The sequence below is a fragment of the Blautia sp. HCP3S3_B11 genome (assembly GCF_052064435.1).
Lineage (GTDB): Bacteria > Bacillota > Clostridia > Lachnospirales > Lachnospiraceae > Blautia_A.
In genome coordinates, this window is record NZ_JBQHVP010000002.1 from 137,731 (window position 1) to 155,249 (window position 17,519).

At 41.4% G+C, this 17,519-nt stretch carries 14 protein-coding genes; 3 read left to right on the forward strand and 11 right to left on the reverse strand.

What is annotated here, in order from left to right; genetic code table 11:
- The first annotated feature begins 159 nt into the window (after positions 1 to 159).
- Positions 160 to 342, forward strand: coding sequence for a hypothetical protein (locus ACTNC0_RS02175; protein ID WP_441086181.1), 183 nt, complete (start codon positions 160 to 162; stop codon positions 340 to 342).
- A gap of 52 nt (positions 343 to 394) precedes the next feature.
- On the opposite strand, the gene ACTNC0_RS02180 is transcribed toward ACTNC0_RS02175, so the two are convergent.
- Entirely contained in the window at positions 395 to 739 is a 345-nt protein-coding gene (locus ACTNC0_RS02180) for a serpin family protein (protein ID WP_441086271.1), read from the reverse strand.
- 34 nt (positions 740 to 773) lie between these two features.
- On the opposite strand from ACTNC0_RS02180, the gene ACTNC0_RS02185 reads away from it, so the two are divergent.
- Together ACTNC0_RS02185 and ACTNC0_RS02190 are read left to right on the forward strand one after the other, a co-directional pair.
- On the forward strand, positions 774 to 3,488 hold the full coding sequence (locus ACTNC0_RS02185; protein WP_441086182.1) for a response regulator: 2,715 nt from the start codon (positions 774 to 776) through the stop codon (positions 3,486 to 3,488).
- A 123-nt stretch (positions 3,489 to 3,611) separates the two neighbouring features.
- Positions 3,612 to 4,052: a type II secretion system protein gene (locus ACTNC0_RS02190; RefSeq protein WP_441086183.1), complete on the forward strand. Its 441-nt coding sequence runs from the start codon at positions 3,612 to 3,614 to the stop codon at positions 4,050 to 4,052.
- A 185-nt stretch (positions 4,053 to 4,237) separates the two neighbouring features.
- Here the strand turns inward: ACTNC0_RS02190 and ACTNC0_RS02195 are convergent, their stop codons facing one another.
- The 10 genes from ACTNC0_RS02195 to ACTNC0_RS02240 form a co-directional block, all read right to left on the reverse strand.
- Positions 4,238 to 5,266 carry a GGDEF domain-containing protein gene (locus tag ACTNC0_RS02195; protein ID WP_441086184.1) on the reverse strand — a complete coding sequence of 343 codons (1,029 nt, stop codon included), beginning with the start codon at positions 5,264 to 5,266 and terminating at the stop codon, positions 4,238 to 4,240.
- Positions 5,267 to 5,481: 215 nt separating this feature from the next.
- Entirely contained in the window at positions 5,482 to 7,458 is a 1,977-nt protein-coding gene (locus ACTNC0_RS02200) for a diguanylate cyclase (RefSeq protein WP_441086185.1), read from the reverse strand.
- A gap of 116 nt (positions 7,459 to 7,574) precedes the next feature.
- Entirely contained in the window at positions 7,575 to 8,330 is a 756-nt protein-coding gene (locus ACTNC0_RS02205) for an SDR family NAD(P)-dependent oxidoreductase (protein WP_441086186.1), read from the reverse strand.
- Positions 8,331 to 8,441: 111 nt separating this feature from the next.
- Positions 8,442 to 9,497 (reverse strand): 16S rRNA (cytosine(1402)-N(4))-methyltransferase RsmH, encoded by a 1,056-nt coding sequence (rsmH, locus tag ACTNC0_RS02210; protein WP_441086187.1) that lies wholly within the window; start codon positions 9,495 to 9,497, stop codon positions 8,442 to 8,444.
- Between the two features lie 123 nt (positions 9,498 to 9,620).
- Positions 9,621 to 9,794, reverse strand: a complete 174-nt coding sequence (locus ACTNC0_RS02215) for a chorismate--pyruvate lyase (RefSeq protein WP_441086188.1) — start codon at positions 9,792 to 9,794, stop codon at positions 9,621 to 9,623.
- Positions 9,795 to 10,222: 428 nt separating this feature from the next.
- Positions 10,223 to 12,874 carry a heavy metal translocating P-type ATPase gene (locus ACTNC0_RS02220; protein ID WP_441086189.1) on the reverse strand — a complete coding sequence of 884 codons (2,652 nt, stop codon included), beginning with the start codon at positions 12,872 to 12,874 and terminating at the stop codon, positions 10,223 to 10,225.
- 74 nt (positions 12,875 to 12,948) lie between these two features.
- Complete coding sequence (locus ACTNC0_RS02225) at positions 12,949 to 13,263, reverse strand: metal-sensing transcriptional repressor (protein WP_117676451.1); 315 nt, start codon at positions 13,261 to 13,263, stop codon at positions 12,949 to 12,951.
- A gap of 345 nt (positions 13,264 to 13,608) precedes the next feature.
- Positions 13,609 to 14,928: an MATE family efflux transporter gene (locus tag ACTNC0_RS02230; protein ID WP_441086272.1), complete on the reverse strand. Its 1,320-nt coding sequence runs from the start codon at positions 14,926 to 14,928 to the stop codon at positions 13,609 to 13,611.
- 197 nt (positions 14,929 to 15,125) lie between these two features.
- A complete protein-coding gene (gene miaB, locus ACTNC0_RS02235; RefSeq protein WP_441086190.1) occupies positions 15,126 to 16,526 on the reverse strand; it encodes a tRNA (N6-isopentenyl adenosine(37)-C2)-methylthiotransferase MiaB in 1,401 nt (466 codons plus the stop codon).
- A gap of 82 nt (positions 16,527 to 16,608) precedes the next feature.
- Positions 16,609 to 17,517: a M14 family zinc carboxypeptidase gene (locus ACTNC0_RS02240; RefSeq protein ID WP_441086191.1), complete on the reverse strand. Its 909-nt coding sequence runs from the start codon at positions 17,515 to 17,517 to the stop codon at positions 16,609 to 16,611.
- Positions 17,518 to 17,519 lie beyond the last annotated feature (2 nt).

The following is a 17,519-nucleotide window of genomic DNA, read 5'->3' on the forward strand; positions in this document are numbered from 1 at the left end:
CGGAACAATATCTAAACTGATAACTATAGCATGAATCTAAGCTGCGTATCATCCGGGCGGATGTGTTCAAAAAATTGATACAATATAGTTAAGAATATTGTAATTGTTCAATCCCTTCTTATCTGGACTGATTTATTATGAAAGGCAGGATTACTGGATATGATGACCCCAAATGAAAACTTAAAAACTTATTCCATAAAAGAAATTCCTTATTATCATATTTACGGGAGAACTGATGAGATGCAGAATCCCCTTCCCCTTTTCTGGAACGGAAGCGGTATTGAAGTGAATGTCACAGGATCTGAACTCTGGATTGATCTTGACATAGACTGCATCAAGTAAGTCCACTGTTTCAATTGCGAAAAGCAATAAGCAGTGGGCTTACTTGATTATATCAGGAGATAGATGTTACTTTTCCAATGAACAGGATTTCATCATTGCTTCTGTCATAGATCAGAAATGCAAATGGGCGGGTAAGTTCCACGATTTTGATAATCGGTTCATTTTCCACCGCAGCAGACATACATTCCATGGTAACTGCCGTCACTGCTGCTGCCTTCGTGCCGTTTTCATCCAGCTCCAGTTTTGTTTTCTGCAGTATCGTATCCACATTTACATTTTGGTCTGCAATACCGGAGAAATCAGCATTGCTGGAAAATAGATTGTCCAGCCCCAGGCTTATTGTACAAACTTTACAAATTCGTCCATTATCATTGCTATTTTTTGGTAAAAAGAGTATACTTTAAAGCACTAAACACCAGGAGTACAAAATTATGAACACACACTCATCCGGATATTACAGCATAGACAAAGACTATAATATCCTAAGCTATAACGACACTGCCAAACAACTGTACCCCCATCTCCAGCTGGGAGTAAAATGCTATAAGGCACTTATGGGGCTTGATTCCCCATGCCCACCCTGCCCTGTAGCACTGGGGATACAGGGGCCAAAGACTTACCTGGATCCGATTCGTCATATTTATGAGACAGTTGATGCAGTAGAGACTGTACAGCCCGACGGCAGCAGAGGACATGCACTTGTATTCAGCACAGTAGCTGAAGGAGAAAGCCTGTCAAAGTCCATTCCCACAGGCGAGAACTCTCTCCGTCTGCTGGGTGCCATCAACCTGCTTGCTTCTGACTACATGTCTGTTTATGGCGTAAACCGGGAAACCGGGAAAATCTCCGTATATCGTTCCAGATTTACTGATGCTTTTGCGGATCTCGATATTAAAGATAATTCAGACTATAAGCTGTCATTTGATTTTCTCATCCAGAAATACATTCATCCGGATGAGCGTTCCTATGTGTCCAGACACCTGAATTATGAAACCCTGCTGGAAAGACTCTCTCAGGAAGCCTCTTTCAAATTCCATTTCAGGCTTGTCACAGATACTGTCCATTACTATTATCTGCTCATTGCCAGAAACGGAAATGCCGATGACTATCGGGATTTTGTGATTGCAGTGGCCTGTGAAGACAATGATGTGACAGCACGCAAGATTTATGAAAATCAGCTCCACTCTCTCCTGGCATCCATTACCCATGCTGCCGGCTACTTTCATCTCGACCTTACAGATGATAAGATTCTGAAGATCGGAGGCACCTCTGCCCTGGCCTATAAGATGGATGCTGACGCTTCCATTGACCATTTTATCGCAGAGACTTCTGTTTTCATACCGGTATTAAAGGACAGAAATGATTTCATCAACGCATTTTGCCGCAGTTCCCTGATGAAAAGCTATGAGGACGGTCAGGTGGAAGTCACCAGGGTTTCCCGCTGTCTCTACGATGACAATATAGCCAGGATTTCCAAATATGTGGCAAGACTGCTGCTCAATCCTTCCAACAACCATCTGGAAGCAATCCTTTACGGTGAGGATGTCACCAGAACACAGGAGGCCTATGAGACACAGGTAAGTATTGTCCAGACACTAAGCAGCAATTACCTGAACGTATACCTGATCAACCCCATAGAAAAAACTCTCTCCGTGATCAAGCAGGAAAACCACGATATCCCTGATCAGGACAAAAAACACAACGATACATATCCCTATGATCTTTTCCTCTCAGACTATATCCGGCAGCGTGTACATCCGGATGACCGTACAATGCTGGAAGAATCACTGGAACTGGGCAATGTAATGGGTGTTTTGTCCGGTCAGTCCGAATACAAGGGAAATTACCGGATAAATGACAGGGATGGTATCCATTACTATCAGTTCCGCTTTATCAAAAACGAAGACTCCGGCATCATTGTTCTGGGATTTCTGAATGTGGACGATGTGGTGGAATCAGAGATCAGACACCAGAAGCTCCTTAAAGAAGCTCTTGACACTGCCGAACGCGCCAATGCAGAGAAATCCAATTTTCTTTCCCGTATGTCCCACGATATGCGTACACCACTGAATGGGATCATTGGTCTGCTGGAAATTGATAAAAAACATGAAAATGATATCGAATTTCTTAAAAAAAATCGTGAAAAAGCATTCATTTCAGCCAGTCATCTGCTCTCTCTTATCAATGATGTGCTGGATATGTCCAAGATCGAGGAGGGCGGACTTGTACTCAACCATGAACCTTTTGATCTGATCAGATATGAAAAAGAGACACAGATGCTGATCGATATGCAGGCACAGAAAAACGGCATTGATTTCACCGTTCATATCGCACCGGAGATATACGAACATCCTTTTGTATATGGAAGCCCTCTGCACCTCCGCCGTGCCATGATGAATATTTACAGTAACTGTATCAAATACAACAGAGAGAATGGGGCAATCCATACGGAGGTTGATGCTCTCTCTTCCCATGATCATAAACTGGTCTTCAGATGGACGATCTCTGATACGGGAATCGGCATCAGCAGAGAATATCTGGAGAAGATCTTTGAACCGTTTACTCAGGAGAACGTAGATGCTCGAAGTGTATATCATGGCACCGGACTGGGTATGAGCATTGCCAAAGCATTATTTGAGCAGATGGGTGGTAGCATTGAAATTACCAGTACTCCAGGTATCGGAAGTACTTTTGTGATCACTCTGCCTTTTGAAGAGGCAGAAGAAAGGGATATCTCTTCTGAGACAGAATCTGAGCGAAACTCCATTCAGGGCATAAAAATCCTGCTGGCAGAGGATAATGAAATAAACAGAGAGGTGGCACAGGTACTCCTTGAAGAAGAAGGGGCTGTAGTAACTGCAGTATCCAATGGAAGGGAAGCTGTAAAACTTTTCTCCCGTCACCCTGAGGGGACATTTGATGTGATACTTATGGATATTATGATGCCTCTGATGAATGGATACGAAGCCACACGCCAGATCCGGAAGCTTGACCGGACGGATGCTTCTTCCATTCCCATCATTGCACTGACCGCCAATGCTTTTGCAGAAGATGTCCGCCATGCACTGGACTGTGGTATGAACGCACATCTGGCCAAACCGCTGGATGTGGAAAAAATGATCCATACGATTGCCTTGTATCTGTAAAGAAATATTTTTTCTGCAAATATTGCACAGTAACAGATTCTGTGCTATCATGCTAAAAAAGCTTAAGGGGTAAAGTAGTGTATATTTTACTCCTGGCATAACTATTATTTACAGGTATAATATATGCAAAGAAAAGATAAAGGTTTTACCCTGATTGAACTTGTAGTTGTGATTGCAATCCTGGCGATTCTTATCGGACTTCTGGTGCCTTCTTACACAAAATATGTGGAACAAAGCCGCGAATCAACGGATCTGGCAAATGTTCGCGCTGCGTATGATGAAATGATGGCAGCTATAAATCCGGATGGCGAAGATCCCCAAACTGCGACGCAAACAGTTCAGCTGAAACAGAAAATAAATGACTGGCAGTCCGCAAAAACTATAACTATCGCCGGGATTTCCCACACTGTAGGTGAGAGTGATACTGCAAACTGGGCAGGAACTCTGGGTTCTGATGGACAATGTGTTGTTTCCCTTAATGCTGATAACAGTGTGAAATTTACATGGTCAGGTGGAAAAGGGAGTGGTGTGAAAATACATTTGTTTAAGTCTTTTTATGTTTAAATATAGCAGATTCGATCGTGCAGTTTTTGAATGTACTCATTTACAGTTTTTATAAAAAACAGAAAGCCACGACATGGGGTGCGCCTCCAAACATGTCGTGGTTTATCAAAAAAAGTCTTATTATATTATTATATAAGTATTGTATAAGTTTTGGCAGCAAAATCAAGTAACTTTTCGCTACCTGCCTATCTTTTATCTGAACCGCTTTCATTATAATAGCGTTCTTTGCTCTCATACATCCTCGCATCCGCAACTTTTGAAATTTCATATACACTATCCCAATTTCTCTCTGTGCTGAAAACCCATCCGTATGAGACAGTCATTGAATCAACAAACTCACCATGCCAGTTTGCCACATTGAAATCGAAGCTACGCAGAACATCGTGAAACTGATCTGTATTCTCTGTAATGATAACAGCAAACTCATCTCCACCGATTCTATATACCTTCCCATACTTATGAAAGCTGTCTCTCATGCAATCTGCCGCTGCGCATATAAGTTCATCTCCTGCCGCATGGCCATAAGAATCATTTGCCCGTTTTAATCCATTCAGATCTACAGAAATGTATACCCACTCATCGCTAAGCCTAAGTTCTTTTATATCATTTTCATATGCGCGCCTGTTAAAACATCTGGTAAGCTCATCTGTATTTGACGTGTATATCAGTTTTTCTTTCTCTAATCTTTCTTTTATGACTTTCGAAAACATATATGTTATACAGCAGGATGCCAATACCAGATATGTACCTACTATGAAAATAGCAATAATACCGCCTTGCAAATAAAATGAGTCCTCTACTGTTACAATAACAATATATTTATCATCCTGCCGCATCACGTATCTGCAAGGTTTTCCGTCCACTTTGATATGTTTTGCAGCTGTGCTATCACTACTGACACGATCCGATGAATCCGATGATATCCCTATATCTTCAAGCTTTTTACCTGTTTTACTACCATCTGTAGCTCCCTCGATAACCTGTGTATCCACATCTGCGACAACAATTTCCATGTCTTTATATACCGGCATTCCCGCTACTACATTAGAAATGTTATTCTGTTTTATCTCATTGAGAAGTCTCTTGGGCTCAATCCCCACCTGGATCATCTTCGTCCCGTCTTCATTCCAGGTGATCGCATACATCATTTCTTTTGCTTCCGAAGTATTAGGGGTAACATCCTGGCACATTGTCAGCGATTTATCCTCAAGCATCGGCTTAAAATACTCCATCTGTGTACCGGAATTAAAACTATAACTTTTCTCTTCTTCATATTCTCCGTTCCCTTGCCAATTATGCCGTTATATGTAATTTTAGTGTAGCAAATGGCAGATGGGATGTCAACGGGAGGAATGGCATAAAAAAGCTATAGACTGGGTGCTTTCCAGTCTATGACCTGTCTTCCTGCGGGTCTTCAGGGGATTTTTTATCAGTTTCTCTCTTCCAGATATTCCAGGCATTCATTCACACCTTTAATACCAAGTTCCTTGCGTACTTTATCCTGAACTTCCACCAGACATTCCAAAAGAAGAGGATTAAATATTCCGCATTCTCCATTCAGGATCATCTCCATTGCCTTTTCATGAGAATATGCTTTCTTATATACCCGGTCACTTACCAGGGCATCATACACATCTGCCAGTGAGACCACCTGGGCAGATATAGGGATTTCTTCTCCCTTCAGGCCATCCGGATATCCTTTTCCATCATAACGTTCATGATGCCAGCGGCATATTTCATAGGCATATTTCATCATCTCTTCATCATGATACATTTCCAGACTGTCAAGCATCCGGGCACCTATGATCGTGTGCTGTTTCATAGCTTCAAATTCTTCCTTTGTAAGCTTTCCGGTTTTATTCAGAATTTTTTCATCAATTCCAATCTTACCGATATCATGAAGTGCGGAAGCTGTGGCAATCATATGCTGTTGAGACCAGGAAAAATCGTAATTTTCTGATTTTCGCATCAGTCTCTCCAGCAAAAGCTGCGTCAGAATATTAATATGCAGCACATGAAGCCCGCTTTCACCATTTCGGAACTCTACAATCTGACTGAGAATCCCGGTCATCATACGGTTATTTTTCTCTTTTTCATAAATCTGATCTGTTACCAGATGGATCAGACGCCTTTGCTTGGCATAAAGCTTGATCATATTGATAACCCGCTGATATACCACCTTGGTATCAAATGGTCTGCTTATATAATCCGAAGCCCCCAGTTCATAGGCACGACGGATATAACTCTCTGATTCTTCACTGGAAATCATGATCACCGGTATATCCTCGATCCATTTATCTCTGTTCATATAGGCGAGTACTTCAAATCCATCCATTTTGGGCATAATAATATCCAACAGGACCAATGAGATTTCAGTTCCATGCTGCTCCAGCATCTTCAGAGCCTCTTCCCCGTCACAGGCTTCCAGGATCCGGTATTCCTTTCCCAGAATTTCCTTAAGTATCTCGCGGTTCATTTCAGAATCATCAACGACCAGAAGCTTGGGCAGGTTTCTTTTTTCCGTCTCATCTGTATTTTTCTTCTGATTCCACCGAGTCACTACTATATTTTTATGTCCCTTGGCCATATACATAAGTCTGTCTGCTTTGGTGATTGCTTCCTCCAATCTACCATGGGTAAACATAACTCCACCAATGCTCACTGAAAGCTTCAGACGATTAAAACCCGGAATATGCGTCGCATGGATCTTCTCCTGGATCATACGAAGCTTCTGTGAAAAAACTTCCTTCTCAATTCCAGGCAAGATCAACAGAAATTCATCTCCTCCATAGCGCACCAGAATATCCGTACGACGGATATAATGACGAATTACATTCACTACGGTTGTCAGTACCAGGTCTCCTCCATCATGACCATAAGTGTCATTGAACAATTTAAAATCATCCAGATCGATAACTGCAACTCCGGCATTCAAAGACATATTTTTGACTTTTTCCTCAAAATATCTGCGGTTATACGCCCCTGTCAGCACATCCTTATACAGCTTTTCACTATATACAGTCAGCTTTTCCGTCAGTTTTTCATATCCTTCCTCATCCGTCAGTGTGTTTTCGTCCAGCTTTTTCAGCATTTCCATTACATAAGGCTCACTGTCAATCTCCAGATACCTTGCAAATACCTGATACATATCAGAATCAAGAAATTCGATTTTGGATGTTTGTTTCTTTTCATTCAGCGCTTTAATGGAAATACAATTCTCACATCTTTTATCTTTATTCCAGAAAGCATAACACTGGCAAAGATTTTTTCCGCCTGCAAGCTTATTTTTCATTCCGTCAGTCTGCAGATCACTTCCTTTCAGGAGACGGACTACATCAAAAATCTCCCGAAGCACTTCCATTTTATTCTCTGCTTCCTGCATCGTCATTTGTTTCCACTCGATCATTATTCTCAGCCTCTCACGAACAACAATTTTTTTCTGCAATATAAACTTGTATTATTATACCACTTACTCATCATGCAGTACAACAATAATATTTTTTCTTTATCTTCTGAGTTGCCTTACTGATTTCTGCTATTTCCACGAATGTTCTTTCCGTCATAGGAATATGACAGACTGATACAATCTGTATATTCGTGCATAATTGCCAGTTTCTTTCCATAATACAAAAGAGGCTTGTCACAATGATATCCTATTCCCGGAAACAAGAATACCCTGATGTTTCTACCAGGGTATCCGTTTCTTTTATATTTTATTATCTCTGTAATATACAGAACCAGTTCTGTATCATTCCTTATTAACTTTTCAGGCCATACAAAATGTGCGTTTCCAGCCTCGAGACCATCTATCAAAATATTTTGTCCGGTACAGAAGCGATTTGTAACAGTCATAAAATATGCCCAGTCTGCAGTCTCCTCCACTGTCATCCATCTCTTTAACGGTGTCTGCTCCATAGTTTCATTCCATAGAACTTTATCTTCCATAACCGGCTTGTTTAACTCAGTCAAAACACCTCCAAAGTCAAGACTATTACATGTTGCACCATATTTTGCAATACGAAGCGCCGCATTTTTTGTATAGGAAAGGACTCCGCCTTTGCTCGCTACATATTCCGGAAATTCAGAGCCATTATGACCACTGGCTGATCCAATCATGAGTACTGCACGAATATTTGGATGTATTCCATATTTCTCAGTGATTCCAATCGTTCCCCTTAAATTCACATCAATATCTTCTTCATTCTGCACACCCGCATTATTGATAACGATATCAAAAGGTTTCAGTTCCGGATATTGTGCTTTATCCCGGATATCCATACAGATATGTATATAAGCATCTTGCTCAATAATTTAATATAGAGCATTTATGGATTAAAAGCAAGCTTTGTTTACTATAATTGTAAAGTATTGAATCACAAACATACTCTGCTATTTGTTTTTCACAGCCCAGCGCATTTTAGTAGAGCGGGCTCTTCCATTCTGTGCACATTCCTGAGCAGATGGACGGATCACATCTTTTGCATAATCAGAGTAAATTCCTGCTTTGTATCCTTCTTTGAGAGCTTTCTTTACAAGTTTATCCTCTCCGGAATGGAATGTAAGGATAGCTACACGTCCGCCTGGGCGCAGTGCATCCGGCAGTTTCTCCATAAATTCATACAATACTTCAAACTCGCGGTTCACGTCGATACGGAGCGCCTGGAAGGTTCTCTGACAAGTTTTCTTAATCGTATCTTTCTTCTCTTTTTCCGGAAGAAAATCCAGAGTTTTTTCAATTACCTGACGCAGTTTTGCGGTTGTATCAATACGGTTTCCTTTACGGATTTCATCAGTTATAGCTTTGGCAAGCTCTTCACAGTATGGCTCGTCAGAATTCTCATAGAGCATTCCTGCCAGCTCATCTCTGGTAATGGTGTCCAGGCGTTCTGCTGCACTGATACCAGCCTCCTGATTCAAACGAAGATCCAATGGTCCATCGACTTTAAATGAAAATCCTCTTTTCGGATTATCAATCTGCATGGATGAAACGCCAAGGTCTGCAAGAATGAAATCAAATCCTCCCACTTCCTTTGCAATTTCATCGATCGTACAGAAATTCTGAAGCTTCACCGTGAGAAGATCTTCTCCGAATCCCTGATCTGCAAGACGTTTCTTTGTTTTATCAGATTCCTCCGGGTCTACATCTGTAGCATAAATATGTCCCTTGCCATTCAGACATTTAAGCATCGCTTTGGTATGACCGCCATAACCTAATGTAGCATCAAATCCGATCTCTCCGGGCTGAATATTCAGAAAGTCTATGATTTCCTTAACCATAATGGAAATATGCATTCCGGCAGGAGTATTTCCTTTCTGAATCACATGCTCAATAGTATTTTTATATTTCTCCGGCTGCAATTCCTTGTATTTTTCTTCAAATTTCTTTGGATATTTTCCTTTATAGCGCACCCGTCTTTTGTGTGGTGTCTGGTTCTGATTTTCCATAGCCTCTCCTTTGTACATTTTTCTTAACAAATCCTGTAATCAAAACATAGAATACTATACTTTGCTCATATCTCTGTCACTGCTTATTTTTTACAATCGGAACAGTGAATTTTTCTAACTTAATTAATCGATTATCGTATACTGCATCATTTCATAGTGTAATTTACTTCCCTCTACAATATCAAAAGGAAGAAGCGCTCTCGCAACAAGTTTTAATTCCTCATCAAGAACATCTGTCCTGCGCAGATGCGCATAATCTCCATCAATTGATTCTACAATATAATCACATACTAACATAATGAACCTCCAACTTTTGTTTTTTACAGTTTATCACACTTTTACTTCCAAATCAGCAACATTTTCATCTTATACTTTTCAGTGCTTCGTATACTTAATAGATGGTCTGCCATCTGTAAAGTAATCAATCTGACTGATGATTTCTCTGTTCTCTACCAGATAGTTCATATATCTGCCTGATTTAACCGAATCAAGCAAGTCCCCACCCACTGCTTCAATTGCGAAGAGCAATAAGCAGTGGGTGGGGACTTGCTTGTATCAGGAGGGGGGTACAAGCCCCTCCTGACAAACTGCGAAGCAGTTATTCGGTGTAGAGCCACGTAGCGGAAGCGGATTGTGAATATCCGATTGACTAATGGCATAATCTCTATTTCTTCTCCATGCTATGGTTGAAATATCTGACTGGATTATCTGATTTAGCCGGAAGCTTATTCCTGCGTAATACCGGTTACTTCATAACCAGCTTCTTTGATTACTTCGCGAATTTTATCCTCATCCAGTTTCTCCGGTGCATGGATCACTGTTGTTCCTTTTTCGTGGGAAGAAACTACGTCTTCTACACAAAATGCTTCTTTCACTGCCTTGTTTACATGTGCCTCGCAGTGTCCACACATCATTCCTGTTACATTTACTGTGATTGTTGTCATACCTTTATTCTCCTTGTTTTCTTTTTTATTTTCCTGATCTTTATGATCATGAATTTCATTATTGTTTATATTATTGTCAGCCATATTAGAAGATGCATTGCCTGTTGTATGATTTCCTGTATTGTCTGCAATATGAGAAGCTCGTAATTCATTCTGCTTAATCTTCTTATCTTTCGATGCGTCATGTACTTTAAACAGATTTAATCTGAGTGCATTTGTAACTACACAAAAACTGGAAAGGCTCATTGCCGCCGCACCAAACATAGGATTAAGTGTCCATCCGAAGATAGGAATCCATACACCTGCCGCAAGCGGAATACCGATCACATTGTAGAAAAATGCCCAGAAAAGATTTTCATGGATATTCTTAAGTGTTGCACGACTTAAACGAATCGCTGCCGGAACATCACTGAGCCGGCTCTTCATCAGTACCACATCTGCTGCGTCAATTGCAACATCTGTACCTGCTCCAATCGCAATTCCGATATCTGCTCTGGTAAGTGCCGGGGCATCATTGATACCATCTCCTACCATAGCAACACGTCCCTGTTCTTTCAGAGAACGGATTACACTCTCTTTGCCATCCGGAAGTACACCTGCAATTACTTCATCAACACCTGCCTGTGCTCCGATTGCCTTTGCAGTACGCTCATTGTCACCCGTAAGCATGACAACACGGATTCCCATATTCTGTAACTCTTTTACTGCCTGAGGACTATCCTCTTTCATAACATCAGCTACTGCGATCATACCGATCAGCTTATTGTTTTTTGTGAAAAGCAGTGGGGTTTTTCCTTCTCCTGCCAGCTTTTCAGCCTGTAATATCAGTTCCGGTGCAATGGATATCTGATTGCTGATATATTTCATGCTGCCGCCCGTCAGAACTTCATTATCTAATACCGCACGAAGTCCATTTCCCGGAAGTGCCTGAAAATCAGAAACTTCTCTGGCTGCGATCTGTCTTTCCTCTGCCTTTGCAAGAATCGCTTTGGCAAGAGGATGCTCACTCTTCTTCTCCAGTGCATACGCATAGGTAAGAAGTTTTTCTTCCGAAATTCCGTCTGCCGGAACCAGATCTGTCACCTGAGGTTCACCTTTTGTGATCGTTCCTGTCTTATCTAACGCAACAATCTGTATCTTTCCTGCTTCTTCCAGAGAAACTGCTGTTTTAAACAGAATTCCGTTCTTTGCACCCATTCCATTTCCAACCATGATAGCAACCGGTGTGGCAAGTCCAAGTGCACATGGACAACTGATAACAAGAACAGAAATGCCTCTTGCCAGAGCGAAACCAAATGGTCTGCCCACAAGCAGCCAGATAATCGTTGTGATAATAGCAATACTGATAACTGCCGGAACAAAAACTCCTGAAACGCGGTCAGCAATCTTTGCGATTGGTGCTTTGGTGGCTGCCGCATCACTGACCATCTTAATAATCTGTGAAAGTGTAGTATCTTCTCCTACACGGGTTGCCTCACATCTGATAAATCCTGACTGGTTTACCGTTGCGGCAGAAACCGCATCTCCCGGATTCTTATCTACCGGAATGCTCTCGCCGGTAAGTGCCGCCTCGTTTACTGCACTGTTTCCTTCCAGGATCACACCATCCACCGGAATATTCTCTCCCGGGCGGACTACAAAGATATCACCTTTGCGCACCTGCTCAATCGGTACTGTAGATTCCTGGCCGTCACGCACAACTACTGCTGCCTTAGACGCCAGTTTCATAAGACCCTTGAGTGCATCTGTTGTCTTGCCTTTCGAACGGGCCTCCAACATTTTTCCAACTGTGATCAGAGTAAGAATCATGGCAGCAGACTCAAAATAGAACTCCATCATATAGTTCATAACTGCCGCAGAATCTCCGTCTACCTGTGCCCTTGTCATGGCAAAGAGTGCATAAACACTCCACACAAAAGAAGCCATTGAACCGAGTGCTACCAGTGTATCCATATTTGGAGCGCGATGCCAAAGGCTCTTAAATCCACTGATAAAGAATTTCTGGTTGATAACCATTACGATTCCTGCAAGTAAGAGCTGTACCAGTCCCATTGCGACATGATTATCATTAAACCATGCCGGAAGCGGCCAGTCCCACATCATATGTCCCATTGAAAAATACATCAGCACAAGCAGGAAACCTGCTGATGCGATCAATCTTCTCTTTAATATTGGGGTTTCATGATCTTCCAGTGCTTCTTCCGCTGCTGATGCGGATATCTGTGCTCCGGAAGCTCCTTTTAGTGATGCGCCGTATCCTGCATCCTGTACTGCCTTGATGATCTCGCCTGAGCTGGCAGTTCCTTCCACTCCCATGGAATTTGTCAGCAGGCTGACAGAACAGGATGTCACACCCGGAATCTTGGATACAGCCTTCTCAACTCTGCTGCTGCAGGCTGCACAACTCATCCCGGTTACGTTGTATTGTTCCATTTTCATTCCTCCTCGTATTTCTATTTCGTAACTGTTCAGTATCTTCACAGTTAGTAAACTGCTGAATAGTCACTCTATTTCATAAGCCTCTGCAAAGTAGCAACCAACTCATCAATTGTCTCATCCTTACCTTCCCGGATATCTCTGGCAACGCAGGTACGGATATGATTCGCAAGCAGTTCTTTGTTAAATGCATTTACTGCCGCATTTACCGCTGCAGACTGAATCAGAATATCATTGCAGTACGCATCATTCTCCAGCATACCGATAATTCCACGAATCTGTCCTTCTACGCGTTTGAGACGATTGATCAGCTTTCTGCGTTCCTCTTCGGAACGGTCTGTGTGCTTCTCACAGCAGGGACAGGCTTTCTTTTGTGTATCTGTCATATAGTATACCTCCTATCGATAAATCAAATAATATTTCAAAGTAAATAGATATTTCGCAACTCATTCATATCGGATTAGCTAATATATTTTTCCATTCTATTCTCTGTCCTTTTTGAATACCCTATCGGGGTATCACTATAATGATTACTATATACCCCAGCAGGGTATTTGTCAATACTATATTTTTATAAATCCCGTACATCTCGAAGCATATTGCTGAAAATGGCGCAAACCGCAATATTCCGCAGATAAAACTCTGATTCTTTTATAACTATAAAAAGAGCCTTCACAGAAACGCTGTCCAGCCTATGTTGACAACAGTATTTTCTGCAAAAGCTCTTATTACTATCCTCTATGTACTTTTCTTCTTACAAAATAAAAGCAAATCACCTGCATAATGATCGTCAATATCCAGGATACCGGATAGGAAATAAACAGAATTGCCAGTGATCTGTGATGTGGAAAGATTCCAAAAATCCACACAATTCTGGTTCCAACTGTTCCGATTACAGACAAGATCATTGGAACACCGGAATGTCCCATTCCACGTAAAGCTCCCGGAAACAGATCCATGATTCCGCAAAGGAAATACGGTACTGTGGTATAGGAAAGAATTTCCATTCCACATCGTATTACATCTGTGTCCTTGGTGTAAATCTTAAGAAGTTCCGATCCGAAGAAATAGGCACTGCATCCAAGTGTAAGTGCCGTAACCATGGAAATAATGATGCAGTCAATCAGAACTTTATCCATACGCTTAAACTTACGCACACCATAATTCTGACTGGTAAAACTCATACATGCCTGTGTAACAGAGTTCACAGCTACATACAGAAATCCAAAAATATTATTGGCTGCTGTATATCCCGCCATGGCAGTCGATCCAAAAGAATTTACAGAAGACTGCAGCAATGCATTGGAAAAATTAATGACTGTGCTCTGGATTCCCGCTGGAATTCCCACCTGGAAAATCTGTTTCAGGTAATCCTTATTAATCCTGAGTTTCGAAAAATACAGCTGGTAGCTGGTCTGCGAATTACATAAACATCTGATTACCAGAATACAGGAAATCATCTGGGAAATTACTGTAGCAATGGCAACTCCTGCCACATCCAGATGAAATATAATCACAAGTATCATGTTTAATATGGCATTCACAACTCCTGAAACAACTAAGAAAATCAATGGCCTTTTCGTATCGCCCACCGCTCTTAAAATTGCTGCTCCATAATTATATAACATAAAAAACGGCATACCAAGAAAATAAATTTTCATGTACAGAACTGACTGTCCGATTACATCCGCAGGTGTCCCCATTAATTCCAACGCACCCCGGGAAAAAAACAGTCCAACAAATGCCATAACCACACCACTGATCAATGCCAGAGTTACCGAAGTATGAACCGTATCCGACATCTCTTTACTTTTACCGGCTGCAAAAAAACGGGCAGCAAGTACATTCGCACCAAGTGAGATTCCGATAAACAGGTTAGTAAACACATTGATCAGTGCAGTGGTAGAACCTACCGCTGCAAGTGCCTGACTTCCACTGAACCGTCCAACCACCACGATATCTACAGCATTGAACATCAGCTGTAAAATGCCCGACAGCATTAAAGGCAACGAAAACGAAATCAGCTTGTCCATGATGGTTCCGTTGCACATATCTATTTCGTATTTATTTTGTTTCACTTTATCTTTCACCCTCTATATTATTACTAATGTACCGATAAGTCGGTTCTTAAAATAATTTTGTCGATACACTAAGTGTGCCGACAAGTTGATTCTTGAAACAATCTTGCAGGATAAGTTTTCTTATATTTTATTTATTCTTTATCAGAAGTCCTGTTTTTCTGCCGGAATCAGTCTACAAGTGTTCCGAAATAGTAGAAGCCCTTGCAGGTGTCCAGTTTTACTTTCACATATTTACCGATCAGATCCTGACATCCTGGGAAATGAACGAGAAGATTGTATTCTGTTCTTCCTGTAAAGATTCCTTTTTCTTTGCTCTCTTCTTCTACAAGAATCTCCTGCACGGTTCCCTCGAAACGAGAAGAAGCCTTACGGCCTTTCTCCTGCACCAGTGCAAGGAGACGGTCAAAACGATCTTTTACTACATCTTCAGGTACCTGGTTCTCCATTTTTGCTGCAGGTGTTCCGCTCCTCTTAGAGTAGATAAATGTGAATGCAGAATCGAAATCGCATTTCTCAACCACATCCAACGTATCCTGGAAATCTTCCTCTGTTTCTCCCGGGAATCCTACGATGATATCTGTAGTCAGGGAAATGTCCGGCACTGCTTTGCGGATTTTGCTTACAAGTTCCAGGTATTTCTCTTTGTCATAACGGCGGTTCATAATCTTTAAGATACGGCTGCTTCCAGACTGCATCGGCAGGTGAAGGTGGTGGCACACTTTCTTGCTCTCAGCCATTGTCTGGATCAATTCATCAGAAAGATCCTTCGGATGAGAAGTCATGAAACGGATTCTCTTTAATCCCTCAATCGCCTCTACCTGCTTCAGAAGCTGCGCAAAAGTAACCGGATGCTCCAGCGTCTTACCATAAGAATTAACATTCTGTCCCAGAAGCATTACTTCTGTCACACCATCTGCAACCAGTGCTTTGATTTCTTCCACGATTGCCTCCGGCTCGCGGCTCTTCTCTCTTCCTCTTACATACGGCACGATGCAATAGCTGCAGAAATTATTGCAGCCAAACATAATATTTACACCTGTTTTAAAGGAATATTTACGATCAGTAGGCATTCCCTCCACGATCTCATCAGACTCTTTCCAGACGTCAATGATCTGTCCTTCTGTATTTAAGCTTCTGTAAAAAAGTTCCGGGAATTTATGGAAATTGTGAGTACCGAAAACCAGATCTACAAAAGAATAATCCTTGTGAATCTTCTCGATAACTTCCGGTTCCTGCATCATGCAGCCAAATAATACGATCTTCATCTCCGGTTTCTTTTTCTTAATGCTCTTTAAATGTCCAAGATGTCCATAAATCTTCAGGTTCGCATTCTCACGGACTGTGCAGGTATTATAGATAACAACATCTGCTTCTTCTTCCTTAAATACTTCTTTATAGCCCATTCGTTTTACGATTCCGGCTACTGTCTCTGTCTGTAGGGAATTCATCTGACATCCAGCATTCTGAATAAAGAAAGCTGGCTCTTTCTCATATTTTTCTTTAACGATCTCTGTGCATTTATTGATATATTCTAATTGTACTTTACTTTCCTGTGTATTATTGTTCACTCTTGATTCCTCATCTTTCTATAAAAAGTAATCTTCAGGGCGTCCTTTTTATCATACAAAATTTGTCCTCTTATGTCAAACGCTATTTTACAAACGCACCACTGTTTAACGAATAAATATATTCCAACGGAATCATTCTTAATTCCTCTATTTCTCCCTTACGGTAATCTGGAATTTCAATCGCCATAGAAGGCTGACGGATCACTTCCGCATAAAATTGTTCCGGTGATCCCATATCTGGTTTTGTCCCTGGTTTTGTCCCTGTTTTTCTCGTCACTGCACCTCCGGCGATTCCTTTTTCCAGACGGTATCCTGAACATTTCTGCAAATGCCTTGCAAGTCGATAATTTCTTTGATTATAGGCAAATCCTTTCTCCTGTCTGCAGTAAATGATCTTTCCTCTTGAATAACTGAAGGTGAGAAGTCCTTCACTTGAATATTCCTGAAAAATATTGATCAGCGCCCTGGTCTCATTTTCACTGGCAGGTTCCTGATTGATTTTTTTGCGCTGATAATAATTTGTAGGGAAATTTCTCCGCAGATCAATCCCCCTGGCATTGCTTTCATAATCATCCACCGGTTTATCCTGCATTTTCAACATTTGTCTGTAAATCGGATTTCGGATCGCACCATATCCTTTCTCTGAGATTTCATAACTGTCAGGATTCAGGATCGGAATAGCACAGATCCTTACTTTATCCAGAAGTCTTTGAACTTCATAACTCTCACCAATAATCCAGTTGCTTTCATAGGCCACGCAATACTCTTTTATATTCGATAACAAGTATTCCGGAAGATTGCCATCTCCACTTTCTATTCCACTCAGGCAGAAAATACATCTGTCACCTTTTCCTATTTCCAGCATGGGAATCATCCTGTCATCGTGACTTCTTCCGATTACCCTGAATTGTGCAAACTCTCCATATCTCTGTCCGATTTCCCACATTGTATAATAAAGTTTCTCATATGTACCCGACTGTTCTGCTGCCATAC